16 protein-coding genes are annotated in these 19,659 nt (G+C 67.6%); 8 read left to right on the forward strand and 8 right to left on the reverse strand.

What is annotated here, in order from left to right:
- Positions 1-2 precede the first annotated feature (2 nt).
- Positions 3-2,858: a replicative DNA helicase gene (dnaB, locus tag G1H10_RS00580; RefSeq protein WP_216852757.1), complete on the reverse strand. Its 2,856-nt coding sequence runs from the start codon at positions 2,856-2,858 to the stop codon at positions 3-5.
- A 405-nt stretch (positions 2,859-3,263) separates the two neighbouring features.
- Between dnaB and G1H10_RS00585 the strand changes: the two genes are divergently transcribed.
- Positions 3,264-4,682 (forward strand): MATE family efflux transporter, encoded by a 1,419-nt coding sequence (locus G1H10_RS00585; RefSeq protein ID WP_163731171.1) that lies wholly within the window; start codon positions 3,264-3,266, stop codon positions 4,680-4,682.
- A 282-nt stretch (positions 4,683-4,964) separates the two neighbouring features.
- The gene (locus G1H10_RS00590; protein WP_163731173.1) at positions 4,965-6,950 is read left to right on the forward strand and encodes an ABC1 kinase family protein; all 1,986 of its coding nucleotides are present in this window, start codon (positions 4,965-4,967) and stop codon (positions 6,948-6,950) included.
- Between the two features lie 110 nt (positions 6,951-7,060).
- On the opposite strand, the gene rplI is transcribed toward G1H10_RS00590, so the two are convergent.
- From rplI to rpsF, 4 genes are all read right to left on the reverse strand, one after another.
- Positions 7,061-7,507: a 50S ribosomal protein L9 gene (rplI, locus tag G1H10_RS00595; protein WP_163731176.1), complete on the reverse strand. Its 447-nt coding sequence runs from the start codon at positions 7,505-7,507 to the stop codon at positions 7,061-7,063.
- Between the two features lie 15 nt (positions 7,508-7,522).
- On the reverse strand, positions 7,523-7,759 hold the full coding sequence (gene rpsR, locus G1H10_RS00600; protein ID WP_163731179.1) for a 30S ribosomal protein S18: 237 nt from the start codon (positions 7,757-7,759) through the stop codon (positions 7,523-7,525).
- Between the two features lie 87 nt (positions 7,760-7,846).
- On the reverse strand, positions 7,847-8,368 hold the full coding sequence (locus G1H10_RS00605) for a single-stranded DNA-binding protein (protein ID WP_163731182.1): 522 nt from the start codon (positions 8,366-8,368) through the stop codon (positions 7,847-7,849).
- Positions 8,369-8,429: 61 nt separating this feature from the next.
- Positions 8,430-8,720, reverse strand: a complete 291-nt coding sequence (rpsF, locus tag G1H10_RS00610) for a 30S ribosomal protein S6 (RefSeq protein ID WP_163731183.1) — start codon at positions 8,718-8,720, stop codon at positions 8,430-8,432.
- Positions 8,721-9,000: 280 nt separating this feature from the next.
- Between rpsF and G1H10_RS00615 the strand changes: the two genes are divergently transcribed.
- From G1H10_RS00615 to G1H10_RS00625, 3 genes are read left to right on the forward strand one after another with little or no spacing between them, the layout of a single operon-like run.
- Positions 9,001-9,795 carry a deoxyribonuclease IV gene (locus G1H10_RS00615; protein WP_163731186.1) on the forward strand — a complete coding sequence of 265 codons (795 nt, stop codon included), beginning with the start codon at positions 9,001-9,003 and terminating at the stop codon, positions 9,793-9,795.
- 11 nt (positions 9,796-9,806) lie between these two features.
- On the forward strand, positions 9,807-10,946 hold the full coding sequence (locus G1H10_RS00620) for a lipid II:glycine glycyltransferase FemX (RefSeq protein WP_163731189.1): 1,140 nt from the start codon (positions 9,807-9,809) through the stop codon (positions 10,944-10,946).
- Between the two features lie 7 nt (positions 10,947-10,953).
- Complete coding sequence (locus G1H10_RS00625) at positions 10,954-11,991, forward strand: alanine racemase (RefSeq protein ID WP_163731192.1); 1,038 nt, start codon at positions 10,954-10,956, stop codon at positions 11,989-11,991.
- Positions 11,992-12,019: 28 nt separating this feature from the next.
- Here the strand turns inward: G1H10_RS00625 and G1H10_RS00630 are convergent, their stop codons facing one another.
- Complete coding sequence (locus G1H10_RS00630) at positions 12,020-13,042, reverse strand: Lrp/AsnC family transcriptional regulator (RefSeq protein WP_163731195.1); 1,023 nt, start codon at positions 13,040-13,042, stop codon at positions 12,020-12,022.
- Between the two features lie 121 nt (positions 13,043-13,163).
- Between G1H10_RS00630 and G1H10_RS00635 the strand changes: the two genes are divergently transcribed.
- The 3 genes from G1H10_RS00635 (at position 13,164) to G1H10_RS00645 (ending at position 16,998) form a co-directional block, all read left to right on the forward strand.
- On the forward strand, positions 13,164-14,870 hold the full coding sequence (locus G1H10_RS00635; RefSeq protein WP_163731197.1) for an AbgT family transporter: 1,707 nt from the start codon (positions 13,164-13,166) through the stop codon (positions 14,868-14,870).
- A gap of 37 nt (positions 14,871-14,907) precedes the next feature.
- Complete coding sequence (locus tag G1H10_RS00640) at positions 14,908-16,173, forward strand: metal-dependent hydrolase family protein (protein ID WP_163731200.1); 1,266 nt, start codon at positions 14,908-14,910, stop codon at positions 16,171-16,173.
- A 345-nt stretch (positions 16,174-16,518) separates the two neighbouring features.
- On the forward strand, positions 16,519-16,998 hold the full coding sequence (locus tag G1H10_RS00645; RefSeq protein ID WP_163731202.1) for a YflT domain-containing protein: 480 nt from the start codon (positions 16,519-16,521) through the stop codon (positions 16,996-16,998).
- Between the two features lie 24 nt (positions 16,999-17,022).
- On the opposite strand, the gene G1H10_RS00650 is transcribed toward G1H10_RS00645, so the two are convergent.
- A complete protein-coding gene (locus G1H10_RS00650) occupies positions 17,023-18,219 on the reverse strand; it encodes a mannosyltransferase family protein (protein ID WP_163731204.1) in 1,197 nt (398 codons plus the stop codon).
- Positions 18,216-19,580 carry a glycosyltransferase family 87 protein gene (locus G1H10_RS00655; RefSeq protein ID WP_163731205.1) on the reverse strand — a complete coding sequence of 455 codons (1,365 nt, stop codon included), beginning with the start codon at positions 19,578-19,580 and terminating at the stop codon, positions 18,216-18,218. Before G1H10_RS00655 ends, G1H10_RS00650 begins: the two co-directional genes overlap by 4 nt.
- Between the last annotated feature and the right edge of the window lie 79 nt (positions 19,581-19,659).

Consider the following 19,659-nt stretch of genomic DNA (forward strand, 5'->3'; position numbering starts at 1 on the left):
CGCTACTGAGCCATATCGACGAACCGGCTGTAGTGGCCCTGGAAGGCGACGGTGATGGTTGCCGTCGGACCGTTACGGTGCTTGGCGACGATGAAGTCCGCCTCCCCGGCTCGGGGAGACTCCTTCTCGTACGCGTCCTCCCGGTGGAGCAGGATGACCATGTCGGCATCCTGCTCCAAGCTGCCCGACTCGCGAAGGTCGGACAACATGGGCTTCTTGTCCGTTCTCTGCTCTGGGCCACGGTTCAGCTGACAGATCGCCACGACGGGAACCTCTAGCTCCTTGGCCAGCAGCTTCAGCGACCGGGAGAACTCCGAGACCTCTTGCTGCCGGCTCTCCACCTTCTTCCCGCTCGTCATCAGCTGGAGATAGTCGACGATGACCAGCCGCAGATCGTGGCGTTGCTTGAGCCGCCGGCACTTGGCTCGGATCTCCATCATGGTCATGTTCGGCGAGTCGTCGATGAACAACGGGGCACTCGAGACCTCGCCGGTGCAGCGCGCGATCCGGTTCCAGTCGTCGTCACTCATCTGACCGGCTCGCATATGGTGCAGCGGGACCTTCCCCTCGGCCGAGAGCAACCGCATCGTGATCTCGTTCCGGCTCATCTCCAGCGAGAAGATCACCGATGTGAGCTGGTTCTTGATCGACGCCGCACGGGCGATATCCAACCCGATCGTCGAGTTATGTGTGGGTATGCATGACGGCCCCGCAAGGTATAGGTGATCGTCCGCATCGACCTGGACACACCGAACCGGCACCGACTGAATCGGCCGGACGTCGACGATGGTCCGCGCCGAAGGCCCTTCACCCAACCGCTGACGTTCCAGCTTTCGACGCAACCGAAAGACCGGATCACGGGGGGTAAAGGTGACGCAGTACGACGTAGACGACGCCTCAGACCGCCCCTTGACCCTCTTCGTCGTCATGCGGCTCCGGTAGCCAAGAGAATGCACCAGCTCACGCACATCCTCAGCGAGCCTTCTGTTCGTTACCGCGAACTGTACAACGCCCCCGCGGTCGATATATCCGTCAGTGTCAAGCAAGCCAGCCAACAATGCGCGACGTTGAGCGACAGATGCCCGGAGATATTCCGTCGGTATTCGCTTGTCTCCCATTACGCCGAGCGTCTTCAAGATCCCCGTCACGCTGCCGTGACGAAGATGGCACGACTGACAACGCCGAAGCCCTGAAGACCGCCGACCACAGTCCGGGCAGGAAGGTGGAGGTACCGGTTCTGATACGAGCCGAGCTCGTCCACCGCACGACTTCCCGCACGTCCGAACCTGAGACGTTGCGGGCACGAAAGTCGTGCCGCACACGACGCAGCTTCGTTCCGCAACCGGCGTCTCGGGCAAGTGAAGTGAGTAGAGCCGCCTGCCGTGTTCTTCGACGCGCAGGCCCTCGTTTCTGATCTCGTCAGCAATCTCGGGATCGTCGGAGGTGAACCGAGCCTGAGCACTATGCCCGTCGCCAAGCCAAACTCCTAACGTGTAAGGCGGCAGCAGGAGATCGCGCTCAGGAAGGTCGAACGGTTTCGCAAGTTCCACCGCGTAATCGAGTCGCCGATCTGCAGAGCTGCAACGAAGGGTCTCTGCGATCTGTTCAGTGGTGACTACAGCTTGGTGCTGAGCGGCCTGTGAACTCCCGATGGGACGGGACACTCGATCGGCGAGTACCCCCAACGATCTCTCTCTTGAGTAGACCGGAGCGGACCCGAGGTAGGCGCGCTTCGGCCCGGAGACCTTCCGGACCTCCCGGGCTACGGCACCGCAATTCGCAACGGCCTGCTGAATGGCGTTACGAAGCTCACCGCCTACCTCCGCGACTAGATCTTTGGTGGTGACGTTCCTGTGATCCTCTGCCTCAGCCATGTGGGCAGCCGCACAGACGCGCTCTATCGCGTCTTGCGGGTAGTAGCAGCGCGGCTTGCGCCGCTCGGACGCAGCTCGTCGGCTAGCACGTGATGTTATAGCCCACTGATGTTCGGCGTCGGCGACGATGACCGAGCCGTCGGAGAACTCGACCTCGTAACAAGGACGGCCCTCCATCACCTCCGTTGCCGCGACCACGCGAGTCGGCTTGCCGTCGGCGCCGATCAACATGTCACCGACCTGGACCTCACCCATGGTGGTCCAGCCGGTGGGAGTCGGCAACGGCGTGTCCAACGCCAGCGCCTTGCCGACGGCAGGTCGGGCAGCGACGATGATCATCTGTCCGGGATGCAGGCCATTGGTCAGCGTGTCGAGGTCCGCGAAGCCCGTCGGCACCCCGACCATCTCCCCGCCGCGCGAGCCGATCGCCTCGATCTCGTCGAGAGCGCCCTCCATGATGTCGGAGAGCGGTGCGTAGTCCTCCGCGGCGCGACGTTCGGTGACCGAATAGACCTCAGCTTGAGCACGGTCGGCGATCTCATCGGCATCGCCATCCGCCGTGTACCCCATCTGTGTGATCCGGGTACCCGCCTCGACCAGCCGACGCAGGATCGCCCGCTCGCGAACGATGTTGGCGTAGTAGCCGGCGTTCGCGGCCGACGGCACGGAGGAGACGAGAGTGTGCAGGTAAGGGGCGCCACCGACGCGACCGAGTTCACCGCTCTTCTGCAGCGCGGCGGCGACCGTGACGGCATCCGCCGGCTCACCGCGACCATAGAGATCGAGGATGGCTTCGTAGACCATCTCATGCGCGGGGCGGTAGAAGTCCACGCCGCGCAAGATCTCGACGACGTCGGCGACCGCGTCCTTGGACAGCAACATGGCGCCGAGAACCGACTGCTCCGCAGCGACGTCCTGAGGCGGGGTCAGGCCATAGCCCTCGACCGGAGCATCATCACGGTTCGGAAGTTCAGTGACGCTCACCGAGCACCCCCTTCGCAGCGATCAACTCATACATCTGTTCTAACAGCTGCCACTGACACTTGCCGTCGGTCGCTGATCGCCGCACTGACCCGTCTCCTCGTACATCGCTCGCCACTGAGACCGTAGGGCCGTCGCCGCACCAATCCAAGCCCGACACACACAGGCCTGTGCACGGCGTGTGGACAGCCGCACGCGAGCCGCAGGTCGGCTGCGGAAACGATCATCCCCAGGTGTGGACAACCCTGGGGACAAGGCGCCCGATATGTCCCCGCCCGCCCCCCACACCCCCCACTCACCAGCGCCAACGCCCTCCACCGCCTGTGGACGAATATCCACAGGCAACCATCTCATGATCCGAGACATCATCCACGGCTGTCAGTACCGACACATACCGTCACTACTGCCATGTCCACACCCGACCCCAGCCCCGTGCCCGGCGGACTCAGGCCGCGCAGGCCACGCCGGCCACGCCGGCCGCGCCGGCCGCGAAGGCCGCAGGCGCTGCGGCGTCATCCGGCGGACAGCGAAATCCTCCGCCTCGCGCTACCGGCCCTGGGTGCCCTCATCGCCGAGCCGCTCTTCTTGCTCGCCGACTCGGCCATCGTCGGCCGCCTCGGCACGCCGCAACTGGCCGGCTTGGGCATCGCCGCGACCGTCCTGTCCACGCTCGTCAACGTCTCGATCTTCCTCGCCTACGGCACCACGGCGGCCGTCGCCCGGATGCTGGGCGCGAACGACCTTCCGGGTGCATTGCGATCGGGCATCGACGGCTGCTGGCTGGCCATCCTGATCGGCGCCGGAACGCTCGCCGTCGGGTGGCCGCTCACGCCATGGGTGGTCGACTGGTTCGGGCCGGAGCCCGGCGTCGCCGGCCACGCCGAGACATACCTGCGCATCAGTCTCCTCGGCATCCCGTCCATGCTGCTGGTGCTGGCCGCCACCGGGGTCCTCCGCGGCCTGCAAGACACCCGAACGCCGCTGTACGTGGCGGCGAGCGGAGCCGCCGGGAACGTCGTACTCAACATCGTCCTCGTGCACGGCCTGGGTTGGGGCATCGCCGGTTCGGCCATCGGCACCGTCATCGCCCAGACCGCGATGGCCACGGTGTTCATCATGGTGGTCACCCGGGCCGCACGCCGGCACGCCGTGTCCGTCCGACCGCATTGGCGCGGCGTCCGTCGTTCCTTCGGTGCCGGCGTGCCCCTGCTCATCCGTACCGCCGCCATGCGCGTCGCACTGATCTTCACCACCGTCGTCGCCACCAGGCTGGGCACGGCCGAACTGGCCGCGCATCAGGTTGCGTTCACCACGTGGACGCTGCTCGCGCTGATCCTGGACGCCATCGCCATCGCCGCCCAGGCTCTCGTCGGCCGGTCGCTTGGAGCCGACGACGTGGCGGAAGCCCGCTCGATCACACGCCGCATGGTGCAGTGGGGCGTGTTGTGTGGCTTCGGCCTGACCGTGGCCGTGCTCGCGGTCGGTTCCGTCTACGCCCGGATCTTCACCGAGGACCCCGAGGTACGATCACTGCTCGTCGCCGCGCTGATCGTGGCGGCGGTGCTCCAGCCGCTGGCCGGATGGGTGTTCGTCCTGGACGGTGTGCTGATCGGCGCCGGCGACGGTCGCTATCTGGCCTGGGCTTCGGTCGTCTCGGTCGTGATCTTCCTGCCCGCGGCGCTCGCCGTGATGCTGCTCGACCTGTCCGGGACCACCGGGATCGTAGCGCTGTGGCTGGCCATCGGGGTATGGACGCTCGCCCGCCTGATCACGCTGGAGCTGCGCGAACGCAGCGGCACCTGGGCGGTCACCGGCGCCGTCCGCTGAGGCCACCCATGGCGGTCATCGCGGACATCGCCGGATGGAGCCCTCTCTCCCCGGCAATCCTGCATCCCCTTGGATGGAGAAAACCCCGGCACTCCTGTATGTCGCCGTCGCGGGACACGCACGAGCTGCCACACTGTCGACGGACACAAACACGCTGCGATGATGATGAGCGGTGGCCTGTCGGCGGCATTGCTGATGCCAGCCCGTCATCACCGCCCTCTCACCCTCGCGGCCCCACCGCCACACCGCCACACCGCCACGCAAACGGGGGACTGCTCGCTCATGCACGTGCTCGCTCTGCCCACGGTACTGATCTTCGGCTTCGTCATGGCGCTGATCGTGGGCATGGCGGCGCAGCGCCTGCTCGGTATCCGGCTGGGCGCGGTCCGGTTGCTGCTGGCCGGGATATTCGCACTGATCGTCGGCCCGTTCATCATGATCGGGATTCTCGGTCCGTTCGCGCCCCCGCCCGACGATCCAGACCCGCAGATCGACTTCGACGGGACGACGTTCTGGTTCTTCCTGCTCTCGCTCGTCTGCATCGTGCTCGCGTCCATGGCGTTCATCGTCGTCATAGAAGCCTTCGCGCCGCTCGGCTCGATCCCGCCGGCGCGGGTGTGGGGCCGCGGCCTGCGCGCCCGGTTCAAGCGGGCCCGTCGTTACTGGCAGATCGTCGGCATCGCGGTCCGGCACGGCCTGGGTCCTTATATCCGGGGTGGCCGACGCCGCGCTCTGGCCGTACCCAGCGGTCGTGCCCAACTCGGACGTGCGCTCACCGCCACCCTGAACCGAGGCGGTGTCACGTTCGTCAAGATGGGCCAGATAATGGCAACCCGGCGGGACATGCTGCCGTCCGAGATCGTCGCCGAGCTGGCCAGCCTGCAGGACGACGCCGAGCCGGTGCCCTGGCCGGAGGTGGAGGCCGTGCTGCGCCACGAGCTCGGTGCACCCGCCACCGAGATCTTCGCCGACATCGATCCGACGCCTCTGGCGGCCGCGTCGGTGGGCCAGGTGCACGTCGCCCGTCTGCACTCCGGCGACGAGGTCGTGGTGAAGGTGCAGCGGCCAGGGATCCGGCCCGTCGTCGAACGCGACCTGGACATCGCCGCCCGGCTCGCCACGCGTTTGGAGAGCGGCACCGACTGGGCACGCGGCATGGGGCTGTCCACCCTGGCCGACGGCCTAGCCGCCGCGATCCGGGAGGAGCTGGACTATCGCGTCGAGGCCGACAACATCGTCGCCGTCGCCGAGGCGCACCCGGCGGGCACCGGCGTACGGCTTCCCCGCGTCCACGCGCAGCTCACCACCGAGCGCGTGCTGGTCATGGAACGGCTGCGGGGCACTCCGTTGAACGCGGCAGGACCGGAGATCGAACGGCTCGGCCTATCTCGGGCCGACATCGCCCGCTCACTGCTGAGCGTCCTATTCCACCAGATCATCGACGCCGGTGTGTTCCACGCCGACCCACACGGCGGCAATGTGCTGCTACTGGACGACGGACGGCTCGGCCTGTTGGACTTCGGCTCGGTCGGGCGGCTCGACGGCTCGCTTCGGGAGGCCCTGCAACGGTTGCTGCTCGGCGTCGACAGTGGTGATCCGCTCGCGGTCAGCGACGCGCTGCTCGAGCTGGTACCCCGACCGGATGAGATCGACGAACAGCGGCTAGAGCGTGACCTCGGGCGGTTCCTGGCCCGGCACGTCAGCGGGGCGGGTACGCCGAGTGCGCGCATGTTCGGCGATCTGTTCCGCATCGTCGCCGACCACGGCTTGTCGATCCCACCAGAGGTGGCAGCGGTCTTCCGGACGCTTGCCACCGCGGAGGGGACGCTCAGCACGGTAGCCCCGGGGTTCAACCTGATCACCGAGACTCGCGCGCTGGCCAGCGACTACATGGCCGAACAGCTCGGACCGGAACAACTCAAACAGTCCGCAACCGACGAGTTGGCCCGGCTCGTCCCCGTGCTGCGGAGACTCCCGCGCCGGGTCGAGCGGATTGCGAACGCCGCCGAACACGGCCGGCTCGGGGTGAATGTACGGTTGCTCGCCGACGAGCGCGATCGGGCGGTCATCACCGGCCTGTTGCACGAAACTCTGGTGGCCTTCATCGCGGCCACCACCGGCATCATGGCGGTCATCCTGCTCGGTCTAGGCGGCGGCCCGGCGGTCACCACGGACATCGGCCTACACGAGCTCATCGGTTACAACCTGCTGGTCATCAGCGCGATCCTCGCGCTCCGTGTCCTCGTCCGAATTTTCCGCCGCTCCTGACACCTAAATGATCATGTTTGGTAGGTTTTCTCGTGCACCACCATGCATACAGACCTGGTACGGCACGAGAAAACCTACTTCACATGATCATTTAGGGCGCGGGCGCGGGGTCAGGAACCGACGACGTTCAGCCGGACGTCGGCGGTGACCTCGGGGTGCAGCCGGACCGTGACCCGGTGCTCACCGATCGTCTTGATCGGCTTGCCGACCTCGATCCGCCGCTTGTCGACGGCCGGACCACCGGCCGCGGTCACGGCGGAGACGATGTCGGCCGGGGTGATCGCACCGAACAGACGGCCGGTGTCGCCCGCCTTGGCAGACAGCCGGATCGCAGACTCCTCGAGCTTGGCCTTCACCTCGCGGGCCGTGTCCAGGTCGGCGATCTCGCGGCTGGACCGAGCCCGCCGGATCGCGTCGATCTCCTTCTGTGCGCCCTTGGTCCACGCCATGGCGTAGCCCTGCGGGATCAGGTAGTTGCGGCCGTAGCCGCCCTTGACCTCGACGACGTCGCCAGCGGCACCGAGGCCGGAAACCTCCTGAGTCAGGATGAGCTTCATGTCAACCAGCCTTCCTCAGCGCGCCGTCGAGGTGTACGGAAGCAGCGCCACCTCGCGGGCATTCTTGATAGCGACGGCAACATCACGCTGGTGACGTGTGCAGTTGCCGCTGACTCGGCGGGCACGGATCTTGCCGCGGTCGGAGATGTACTTCCGCAGCAGGTTCGTGTCCTTGTAGTCGACGTAGTCGACATCTTCCTTGCAGAATGCGCAAACCTTCTTCTTCGGCTTGCGCACCGGAGGGGTAGCCATCGTGGTGCTCTCCTTCGAAGAGCCCGGTCACCGCCGACGCGGCGGACCGGGATGGGGTGGTCACATGGATGAATCAGATATGGGTGCCTAGAACGGCGGCTCTTCGGCCGCGCCACCGCCGCCCGCCCAGGGGTCGTTGGGAGCCGGCCCGGTCGGCGCACCCGCCGGAGCGGACGTGGCCCACGGGTCGCTCCCGCCGCCCTGCTGCGGAGCTCCGCCGCCGAAGCCGCCACCGCCGCCTTGGCGCTGGGTGCGGGTGACCTTCGCCGTGGCGAAGCGCAGGCTCGGGCCGATCTCGTCGACCTCCATCTCCACCACCGTGCGCTTCTGACCGTCCTGTGTCTCGAACGATCGCTGCCGCAGCCGGCCCTGGGCCACGACGCGCATGCCGCGCTGCAGCGACTCCGCGATGTTCTCCGCCGCCTGGCGCCACGCGGAGCAGCGCATGAACAGCGCTTCGCCGTCCTCCCAGGTGTTCGTCTGCCGGTTGAACGTGCGTGGCGTGGACGCGATCGTGAAGTTCGCGACCGCGGCACCGCTGGGTGTGAAGCGCAGCTCGGGGTCGTCGGTCAGGTTACCGACGATGGTGATGATGGTCTCGCCTGCCATGGATGGCTCCCTATGGTCGGGTTGTTCGTGCGGAGGCCCGCGAGAAGGCCCCAAGCTCGAATCAGTTCGCCTCTGGCCGGACGACCTTGGTGCGCAGCACCGATTCGGACAGCCCGAGCTGGCGATCGAGCTCGGCGATGGTCTCGGCCTCACAGGTCACGTCGAGCACCGCGTAGATGCCCTCGTTCTTCTTGTTGATCTCGTAGGCGAGCTTACGGCGGCCCCAGATGTCGACTTTCTCGACCGAGCCACCGGCCTCGCGGACGACGCCGAGGTACTCCTCGAGGGTCGGGGCTACGGTGCGCTCCTCGGACTCGGGGTCCAGGATCACCATGACCTCGTAATGACGCATTGCCGGATCACCTCCTGTGGTCTTCACGGCCACGGTCTCTCCGTGGCAGGAGGGCTATGACGTCACGGCTAAGGTGCGCGTGCGAACCGCATATGAGTGAACCGCCGTGTGACGGTGCCGATCATAGGCTCACACCTAGCCACGCAACCAAGCCGCGAGCAAGCGTACCAGTGGAACGGCCAGGATACGAACGAAGCAGAGGAAAAGCAGTCCCTGCCACGTCGGCGTAACAGCGGAGTACATCGCTCGAATGTCGGTCGCCCGCGATAGCGTCGTGTCCATGGTCGAGTTACGTATCGGAGCACACGTCGCCAAGGACGACCCCATCGCCGGCGCCCAGGCGCGCAAGGCGAACGCCGTCCAGTTCTTCCTCGGCGATCCGCAGGGCTGGAAGGCGCCCACGGTGGCCTATCCCGGCGGGGCCGAAGCCCTGCGTAAGGCTGCCGCCGACGCCGACATCGACCTCTACGTGCACGCGCCCTACGTACTCAACGTCGCCACTACCAACAACCGCATCCGGATACCGAGCCGCAAGCTCCTGCAACAGCAGGTGGACCTCGCCGCCGAGATCGGCGCCAAGGGCTTGGTCATCCACGGCGGTCACGTGCTCAAGGGAGACGATCCCGAGGTCGGCGTCGACAACTGGCGCAAGTGCGCGGAGCGCCTGGACGCGAAGATCCCGGTCTTCATCGAGAACACCGCCGGCGGCGACGCGGCCATGGCTCGGAAGCTGGATCGCATCGCCCGGGTCTGGGACGCCGTCGCCGAGCACGGCCTCGGCTTCTGCCTCGACACCTGCCACGCCTTCGCGGCCGGGCTGGATCTCGCCGACGTCGTGGACAAGATCATGGCCATCACGGGCCGCATCGACCTGGTCCATGCGAACGACAGCCGGGACGAGTTCGACTCCGGCGCGGACCGGCACGCCAACCTGGGTGAAGGCACCATCGGCCTGGCCCCCATCGCCGACGTCGTGCGGGCGGCCGACGCCCCCGTCATCCTGGAGACGCCCGGAGCGAAATCCGGCGAAGGAGACGACCTCACCGCACTACGCGATTATCTGCACGGCAGGTAGCCTGATCGTCCGTGACATACAGCTCCGAACTCACCGTCCGGCCGATCTCACGCGACGAACACCTCGCCGCGATAGCCGCGCGACCCTCGGTCAGCTTCCTGCAGACGCCGGCGTGGGCGCAGGTCAAGCGAGACTGGAAGGCGGAGTCCGTCGGCTGGTTCGACGGCGACGAGCTCGTCGGCTGTGGACTCATCCTCTACCGGCAGGCGCCCAAGCTCCGCCGTTACCTGGCCTACCTCCCGGAGGGCCCCGCCATCGACTGGGAGTCCACCGCCAAGGCCGGTGACCTGAAGCGCTGGCTGGATCCGCTGGTCGCGCATGTGAAGGCGTTCGGCGCTTTCGGCCTGCGGATGGGGCCTCTCGTCACGACGCGCGTCTGGAGCAATGCGACGTTGAAGACCGCACTCGCCGACACGTCGGTCACGCGTCTGCGCGAGGTTCCGGCCGATGAGACCACGGAGGTCGGTGCCGCTATCACCCGGCAGCTCGCCGACGCGGGCTGGCGCGCCCCGGCCGACGAGTCGGGCTTCGGTGCCGGTCAGCCTCGCTACGTGTTCCAGATGTCGTTGCGGGACCGCACCGAGGACGACGTCTTGCGCGGTTTCAATCAGCTGTGGCGGCGCAACATCAAGAAGGCGGACAAGTCGGGTGTCGTCGTGAGCCTCGGCACCACCGACGATCTTCCGGACTTCTATCGGCTCTACGCCGAGACCGCGCAGCGCGATGGCTTCGCTCCGCGGCCGATGAGCTACTTCACCGGCATGTGGGAGGCGATGACCGCGGAGGCGCCGGACCGTCTCCGGCTCTACCTCGCCCACCACGAAGGAGACCTGATCGCGGCCACCACCATGGCCAGGGTCGGCGCCCACGCGTGGTACTCGTACGGGGCGTCGTCGACCGAGAAGCGCGAGTTCCGCGGTTCCAACGCCGTGCAGTGGCGGATGATCCAGGACGCGCTGGAAGACGGTTGTGACATCTACGATCTGCGCGGCATCACGGACACACTGGATGAGTCCGATCCGCATGCCGGGCTGATCCGGTTCAAGCTGGGCACCGGGGGGCATGCCGTGGAGTACGTGGGCGAGTGGGATCTGCCGATCTCCCGTGTCCTGTACCACGCTTTCGATCTGTACATGAAACGCCGGAGCTGAGGACCACATGGCGCTTACCCTGCACGTCGACGCGGCCCGCTGGCGCCAGCACCTGAAGCGCTACGCGGAGCCGGAAGGGACCACGATCGTCCCGGTGGCCAAGGGCAACGGCTACGGATTCGGCAACGCCACCCTGGCCGCGGAAACGGCTGCGCTCGGAGCCGGCACGCTCGCGGTCGGCACGTATGAAGAGATCGCCGACGTCCGCCCGGATTTCTCCGGCGATCTGCTGGTGCTCTCACCGTGGCGGCCATGGCTGGACGTGCCCACCGACGACGAACAGGTCATCCACACGGTCTCCCGCGTCGAGGATCTGCGCGCGCTGGCCGAACGCAGCGATCGGCCGCGCGTCGTCGTGGAGGTCCTGACCAGCATGCGCCGCCACGGCGTCGGCGTGGAGCAGCTCGGCGAGATCGTGGGAGCGGTGGACCGTGTCCGGTTCGAGGGGATCGCGCTGCACCTGCCGCTGAACGGTAGCCAGGCCGATCAGGCGCGGCGGCTGGGCACTTTGGCGCTGGACGCCATGCCCAGCTCGGCCGCCCGTACGCTCTGGGTCAGCCACCTCACCCCTCAGGCCGCGTCCGCCCTGGGGCGAGAGATCAACGCCGAGGTCAGACTGCGCGTCGGATCGGCCTTGTGGCTGGGCGACCGGGGTGCGCTGAGTGCGCGCGGCACCGTCCTGGACCTGCACCGGGTGCAGCGCGGAGATCGCTACGGCTACCGGCAACGGGGCGCGCGACGCAACGGCTGGCTGGTGGTGGTCGGTGGTGGGACCGCACACGGCGTCGCGCTCGAGGCACCGTCGCCGATCACCAGTCTCCGCCAGCGGCTCGTCACGGCCGCCAAGGGCGGTCTGGAAGCGACCGGCCGCGCCCTCTCCCCCTTCCGCATGGCCGGCAAGCAACGCTGGTTCGCCGAACCGCCGCACATGCAATGCTCGATGATCTGGCTCCCGGATGACCTCACACCGCCGTCCCCGGGTGATGAGCTCGATGTGGAGGTCCGCTTCACCACCACGAACTTCGACCGGATCAGCTGGGAGTAGGCGTAGGCCGGGGAGGGCCTCGCTCCACTCAGCCGATCCGCAGCGGCACGGTGCGCACGTACCGTTGCGAGTCGTCGAAGACGTGTCCCATGAGCTTCATCGTCCGCAGCACCAGAACGCGATCCTTGACCGTCAAGCTCGGCAGCTCCCGATTCAGCCGCTCCTCCACCCGGAACAGGTCGGCCGCGGAGCGCAACCAGACCGAGAGCTGCGCATTGGACGAGCCGGCCAGGGCGGTGATCAGGCGCAATTCCGGAACCCGGTCGCCGAGCCGCTGCTGGGCCGCGCTCAGTTCCCGCGGATCCACCATGCCGCGGAGAAACGCCGCGCTCGGCAGCCCCAGCCGTGGCCGGGCGACGTCACACCGCAACCGGATCACGCCATCCCGCAGCAGTCGCCGCAACCGGCGCGCCACGGCCGGTGCGCTGAGGCCGACGGCGGCGCCCAACTCCTGCTGGCTCGCCCGGCCGTTCATGCAGAGCTTGGCGATGATCTGCTGATCGACCTCGGTACGCGGCCGCCGCCCCGCGGACACGGTGCCCCCGATCGCATTCAGCTCCCGTAGCCGCGCCTGCTGGTCCGCGGTCAACGCGCGCGCGTGCCACCGATGCGTCTCGAACAGCAGGTCGGGCACGATGTGCACGGCGTATTCGAGGATCCCCGGAATACCACCCAGCCGGGTCAACAGGTAGTCCGGAAGCCGTGGCCCGCCGCTCAGCACGATCATCAGCTGTGCGGACCCGGCCGTGTGGTGGATGCTGAGCACTTCGGGATGGTCGGTGAGAATCCGGGCGACCTCGGTGACCGCCCCGTTGGCACATCTGAGGTCGACATACGCCGAGAGCAGCTCGGTGACCGTGTGCCGGCCGGGCACCACCGTGATGCGAGCGACGCCGTCGTCCAGCAACCGTTGCCACCGCCTGGCCAGGGTCGTCGGTTCCGCGTTGAGGACATGCCCCAGATCGGTCCAGGACACCCGGGGAGCCAGCTGGAGCGCGTTCGTGATCTCCAGGTCAAGTTCACCGATGACGTTCGAATCCTGCATTCTCATCCGCACTTCTGGCGATTCTCAGCGTCAGCGCCTCGAATATACACGCCGTCCGTAGGGTCGCCGTTCAACGCCAGCCGGCTCTCACCGCGCCGGCACGCCACAGCTGCGAAAGAGGTGACCAATGACCACGGAAGCACCTCCGACGGCCACGACTCCGGGCCGGGGCGCACGGCTGCTCGACGGCATCGAGCGGGTCGGAAATCGGCTCCCCGATCCGTTCTCACTGTTCCTCCTGCTCTTCGGCGTCGTCGCCGTGGCATCGAGCATCATGGCCGCACTCGATCTGGTCGTCGAGGTTCCCGACGCCGAGGAGCCCACGCCCATCAGAGGGTTCTTCACCGCGGACGGCTTCACCTGGCTGACCACCAATCTGGTCGACAACTTCATCGGGTTCCCGCCCCTCGGGGTCGTGCTGACCATCCTGCTCGCCGTCGGCGTGGCGCAGCGGACCGGACTTCTCGCGGCGATGGTGCGACGGGCGTTCGGGCGTGCACCGCGATGGGCGCTGCCGTACGTGGTCGGTGTCATCTCGGTCGCCGGGAACATCATGAGCGACGCGGCCATGGTGGCACTGCCGCCGCTCGCGGCGATGGTCTTCGCCGCGGCCGGCCGGCATCCGGTGGCCGGGCTGCTCGGCTCGTTCGCCGCCGTCACCGCCGGCTACAGCTGCAGCCCGTTCATCACCAGCGCCGACGCGCTGCTCAGCGGCATCACCACATCGGCAGCCGAGTCACTCGGCAATCCCGGTACCGCCGTCACTCCGGTATCGAACTACTTCCTGATGGCCACCATCGCCCTCCTCCTCGGCGCCGTCACCGGCTTCCTGATCGATCGAGTCCTGGAGCCGTCGCTCATACGTAAGCAGGTGCCCAGAACGACGACGGCCGACAACCCGGAGAGTGCCGCCGCTCCAGCGGACGGCCGCGGCCACCGGAACCGGAACGGCGATCGGGAATGGAATGACGACCGGGACCGGGACGACCGCGACAACGATCACGACGACACCGGCAACGGGAACGACGCCGCTGCGCTGTCCGACGGGTCCGATCTCGGCCACACCGAACTCACCGACGACGAGCGGAGCGGCCTGCGCTGGGCCGGGGTCGCCTTCCTGGCGACCGCATTCGGCGTGCTGGCGTTGACCCTGCCCTCCGGGGCACCGATGCGGGCCGAGGACGGCAGCTTCCTGCCCTCCTCACCGCTCCTCGATTCGGTGGTCTTTCTCGTCTTCTTATCCCTGATTGTGCCGGCGATCGTCTACGGCATCCGGGTGCGCACCGTGCGGGGAGGTTCGAGCCTGGCGACCATGATGACCGGCGCCGTCAAGGACATGTCCGGATTCGTGGTGGTGGCGTTCGTGATGGCGCAGTTCCTCGCACTGTTCAACTGGAGCGGGCTCTCGTCGTGGCTAGCCGTCACCGGCGCCGACCTTCTGCAGCGCGCGCACTTCACCGGGTTCGGCGCGATCGTCGCCTTCGTCCTGCTCGCGGCGGTCATCAACGTCTTCGTGATCTCCGGCTCGGCGCAGTGGGCGCTGTTCGCCGCCGTGTTCGTCCCGATGTTCGCGCTGCTCGGCTACGAACCCGGCTTCATTCAGGCGGCGTTCCGGATCGGCGACTCGTCGACCAACGGCCTCAGCCCGTTGAACCCGTACATGGTGATCATCCTCGGGTTCTTGCGCGCCTACGAGCCGCGAGCCGGCCTCGGTACAGTCATCTCCCGAGCGCTCCCGTTCAGCCTCGTGTTCCTGATCCTGTGGATCGCCGTCCTGGCGGTGTTCTTCGTCACCGGCACGCCGGTAGGCCCGGGAATGGGTATCCACCTGTGAGCTCCAGCATGATTCGTCGACGTCGAAGAGAGAGCTGATGACCGGCAACGTCTCTGCCATCACCACCCCGACCGCATACGTGCACGCCCGTCTCATCGACGGCACCGGGCAGTCCCCGATCGACGATGCGACGGTGGTCGTCGAGGACGACACCATTACCTACGCCGGACCCGCACCCGGTGCGCCGGAGCTCCCACCGGCCCACCGCATGGTCGACCTGGCGGGGCGGACGCTGCTGCCCGGGTTCATCGACAGCCACGTGCACCTCGGGTACCAGGACGCGTCGAAGCTGGTGCTGAACAACCTCGACATCCATCGGAGCCTGTGGGCATTCGAGGTGGCCGAGCGTGCCCAGCGCACCCTCGACGCCGGCGTCACCAGCGTTCGTGACCTCGGCGGCCTGGACGCGGGCTTCCGTTCCGCGCAGGCGCGCGGCCTGCTGCGGGCTCCCCGGCTACAGGTGGCCGTGCGGATCATGAGCCACACCGGAGGACATGCGGACTTCCGGCTGCCCACCGGCGTGAACCTGCACGAACTCCCCGGATCCGCGGCGGAGATCGTGGACACCGTCGCCGAAGCACGCATCGGTGCTCGCCGGCTGATGCGGGACGGCGCCGACGTCATCAAGGTCTGCGCCACCGGCGGCGTTTCCAGTCCCTCCGACACGCCGGACGACGAGGGCCTCACCGTGGAGGAGATCGCGGCGATCGCCGACGAGGCGGGCCGGCACGGCGGTCGTCCCGTTGCCGCCCACGCGCAGGGTGCGGCCGGCATCCGCAACGCGGTACGCGGCGGCGTCTCCAGCATCGAGCACGGATACCTGGTGGACGATCAGGGAATCGACCTGATGCTGGAGCGTGGTACGTACCTGGTGCCGACGCTCTCCACGTTCGTCGGATACCACGAACGCAAGCATCTGCTGCCGATCGAGGCCTACAACGCCAAGCGAGCGATGGAGGAGCGGGCGTTCGCGTGCGTCTCGGAGGCGATCCGCCGCGGCGTACGAGTGGCCATGGGAACGGATGCGGGGATCTCCGTCCACGGCACCAACCTCACTGAGCTGGCACAACTGGTGGAGGTGGGCATGACACCGATGGCCGCGATCAGCGCCGGCACGTTGCACGCTGCCACCCTGCTCGGAGTCGCGGATCGGCTCGGCACGGTCCAAGCCGGGATGCTGGCCGACCTGGTCGCGTGCGATGGCGATCCGCTTCAGGACATCGGTGTGCTCGCCGATCCGGCCAACGTCGCACTCGTGGTGCAGAACGGTCAGGTGGTCAAGGGCGCGTTGGGAGCGCCATAACCGCGGTACGCCGAACTGCGTGGTTCGGTCCGACGTCATCCGGGTACAACAGGTACAACCGTGCAGATCCCGCAGGAACAGCGGAGGTGTAGTCGATGCTCCGGAGCCGGTCGGAGTCGACGCCGCCGAACCGGTCGGAGTCGATACCGTGGTGGACGCCGGTTGAGCGTTCACAGCCGGCGCGGAACTCCGCGCGGCCGCGGGACGTCTCGTGAGAAGAAGGTCACGCAATGACGCGGGCCACCGGCAAGCGGATCTTTAAGCGAATTCACAGCCACCGCACAGACACGGTTAACGAGGGGACGCGATGATTGTCCGTGACGTCCTGGATAAGGGAGAGGCACGATGACACATGCGGACCTGCCGCAGTTCGACCCGATCAAGGCTGCCTGGAACACCGTGGCGACCTATTCGAACTACGACGAGGCGCAGGACGCGGTGAACCGGCTCAACGCCGAGGGATTTCCGATCGAGCATCTGGACATCATCGGTTCCGATCTCAGGCTCGTCGAACGTGTCACCGGACCGGCGAACAAGCTGCGCGCGGCCGCGAACGGAGCGTTCAGCGGAGCAGGCATGGGCGCGGTGCTCGGCCTGGTGATGGGGTTGTTCTCGCCCGGATTCACCTGGTTGGCGATGACGGTTGTGGGAGCCGTCATCGGGACGATCTGGGGCGCCGGGTTCGGCTTCGCCGCGCATGCGTTCGGCGGCGGCCGGAAGACCTTCACCTCGACGCGTGGTCTGGTCGCCACGCACTACGACCTCGTGGCCCGCGGTGGTCGCACGGAGCAAGCCCGTATCCTGCTCGCCGGCACCAACCCCTAACCACGATCCCGCCAGAGGTTTGTGTCAGCCGGCCCAGCGGCCGGTCAGGTACGTGACGGCCCAGACACCCATCAGCGGAGCACTGATCAGGACGTACGTCCACAACACCCAGCGACGACGGGCGGCCAGCACACCGATCCCGACCCACAGCGGCCACCAGAGCAGGGTGGCCCGGGGCACCGAGAAGAACCAGTACGACGTGGCGAACGCGGTCACCTGAAGCCCGACCCAGGTCGCCTCGCCCCAGCGCCGCCACCACAGCAAGGCGGCCGTGAGCGCCAGCCCGACCACCAACGCCACCAACTCGGCGCCGAACATCCAGGCGAAACCCGGCGATTGCGTGCCGCCGAACGCGGCCTGCCAGGTGTTACTCCACGCATCCCACGGCCAGGTGAATTCCCGATTCCACTCCTGTTCTTGCGCACGCAACCAGGCGAGCCAGTCGCCGGTGAGATTCCGTAGGTACAGCATCCAACCCGCGAGCGGCAGCGCCGGGAGGAACAGCCAGCCGAAGCCGGACCAGCTCCACCGCCGCCGATCGCTCGTCTCGAACCTCGTCACCAGCCACTGCACGCACAGGGCCGCCGCGAGAAAGATCCCACTCACCCGCACCGTGCAGGCGAGCGCGGTGAGCGCACCCGCCGCCAGCCAGTTGCCCCGTCGTGCAGCCAGCCACGCGGGGAACGCACACGCCAGAAACAGCGCTTCGGTGTACGGCGCGGCGAGGAACACCGCCGCCGGGGAGCATACCCATGCCACGACGGTCAGCCGGCCTGCGGCAGCACCGCCCTCAAGAGCACCGAGCCGGCCGAGGGCGACCGCCGCTACCGCCCCCGCCGCCAGGGACACCAAGAGCCCGGTGGTGACGTGCGCGAGACCCAGTTGGCTGCCGAGCCACAGCAGGGCGGGCAGGCCGGGGAAGAAGGCCACGTTCGGAACGCCGGTGGGTTCGCCCCCGTACCCGTGCGTGGCGATGCCGCTGAAGTGGACGAAGTCCCACCGCTGCCACCGCTCCAGCCAAGGTATGACGTCGTTGCCGTCCGTCACGAACAGCCACCCGGCGGCCACGGCCAGGATCCACATCGACACCCGGCTGAGCAACCACACACCGATGGCGTCCCGTCCGACGGGGCCCAGCAACTGCTCCAGTCGATCCCGGGGCCCGCGCTCCGGTGTCGTACCACCGGCCAGATGCCGCTGGCGAGGACGGTCCACGCTCATGCCGCGGTCAGCCCTCCACTCGGGATCGAAGCCCGCACCGGGTCATGCTCAGGCCGCAGGATGTCGCGGCAGACCAAGGCGCAGAGCCACACCAGCGCGCCGACGCGGAGCAGGATCGACCAGGCATAGACGTCGCCGGAGATTACCGGGTTCTCCGGATCGAAGAAACCGGCCAGGTACAGCCAGACCGCAGCAAAGTACAGCACCTCGGCCACCTGCCAAATGACCAGCTCGCGCCACCGCGGCCGAGCCAGCACCGCCAGCGGCAACAACCACAGCGTGTACTGCGGCGACCACACCTTATTGACGAGCAGGAACGCGGCCACCGCGAGGAACGCGAGCTGGGTCATCCGCGGCGGTTCCGCCGCCAGCATCGCGATCACCACGACCACACCGAGCATGATCAGCCCGGCGCCGAGCACCAGCCGGTCGATGTCGTTCCGCAGCAGGTCGGGCGCCAGCAGCTGAAGGGCATACCAGATGGAGCCGAAGTCGGCGCCCCGGTCGATGTTGAACGTGAAGAAGTAGCGCCATCCGTCGCCTGCCCACAGGGCGACCGGTACATTGACGACCGCCCAGGTCGTCGCCGCCGCCACGGTCGCCAGCACAAACCGGCGGAACGCCACCGCCCGCTCCGGAGCACGCAGCGCGACGAGAAAGAACACGCCGAGCAGCAGCACCGGATAGATCTTGACGGCTACGCCGGCGCCGATCAGCACGCCGGCCCAGCCGGGTCTCTCTCTGGTCCAGGCCAGGATCGCGACACTGGTCAACGCGACGGCCAGCAGGTCCCAATTGATCGCAGCGCTGAACAGCAACAACGGTGACGCCGCGACGAGAAGCGCATCCCAGGGCCGGCTCGGCGCCGTCCGCCCCGTGGCGACGATCGTCACCAGTGCCGCTACCGCCATCAACACGGCCGTGATCTCGTAGAACCGGACCGATTCGGCGATCGCCCGATCCGGCGGGTCCGGATTCACCATGCCCTGCAGCGCCTGAGCGCCGTACGCCGTCGTCTGCATCACCCCACCGGTGAGCACCGGGTACTCCAGCAGCGTGTCGCGGTATACGACGTCGCCATCCGCCAGGCCTCGTTCCCGGTAGAGGAAGGGCACGTCCGAATAACACAACGACGTCCAGACCGCCCGGTCCTCTCGCGACTCCCAGGACCGGTCGTGACACGGCTTGTCGGCGAGCACTCCGAGCGCGAGCGCCACGCACCCGACGGCGAGCGCGATGCGCAACGGATTCCACCACCGGCGCCCCGGGACGGCACGCCGCCCAGCGGGTCCACCGACCCATTCGCTGGCGGCGGCCGCAACCGGATCATCCCGACTCGGCAGGACTGGCGACGACGTCACCCGCCTATGGTGCCGCAACGGCTCCGTCGGCGCTCAGCCGGGCGTGACCGCGCCGCCATACCCGGCCCCCGCGACCCGC

This window comes from Phytoactinopolyspora halotolerans, assembly GCF_010550675.1.
Lineage (GTDB): Bacteria > Actinomycetota > Actinomycetes > Jiangellales > Jiangellaceae > Phytoactinopolyspora > Phytoactinopolyspora halotolerans.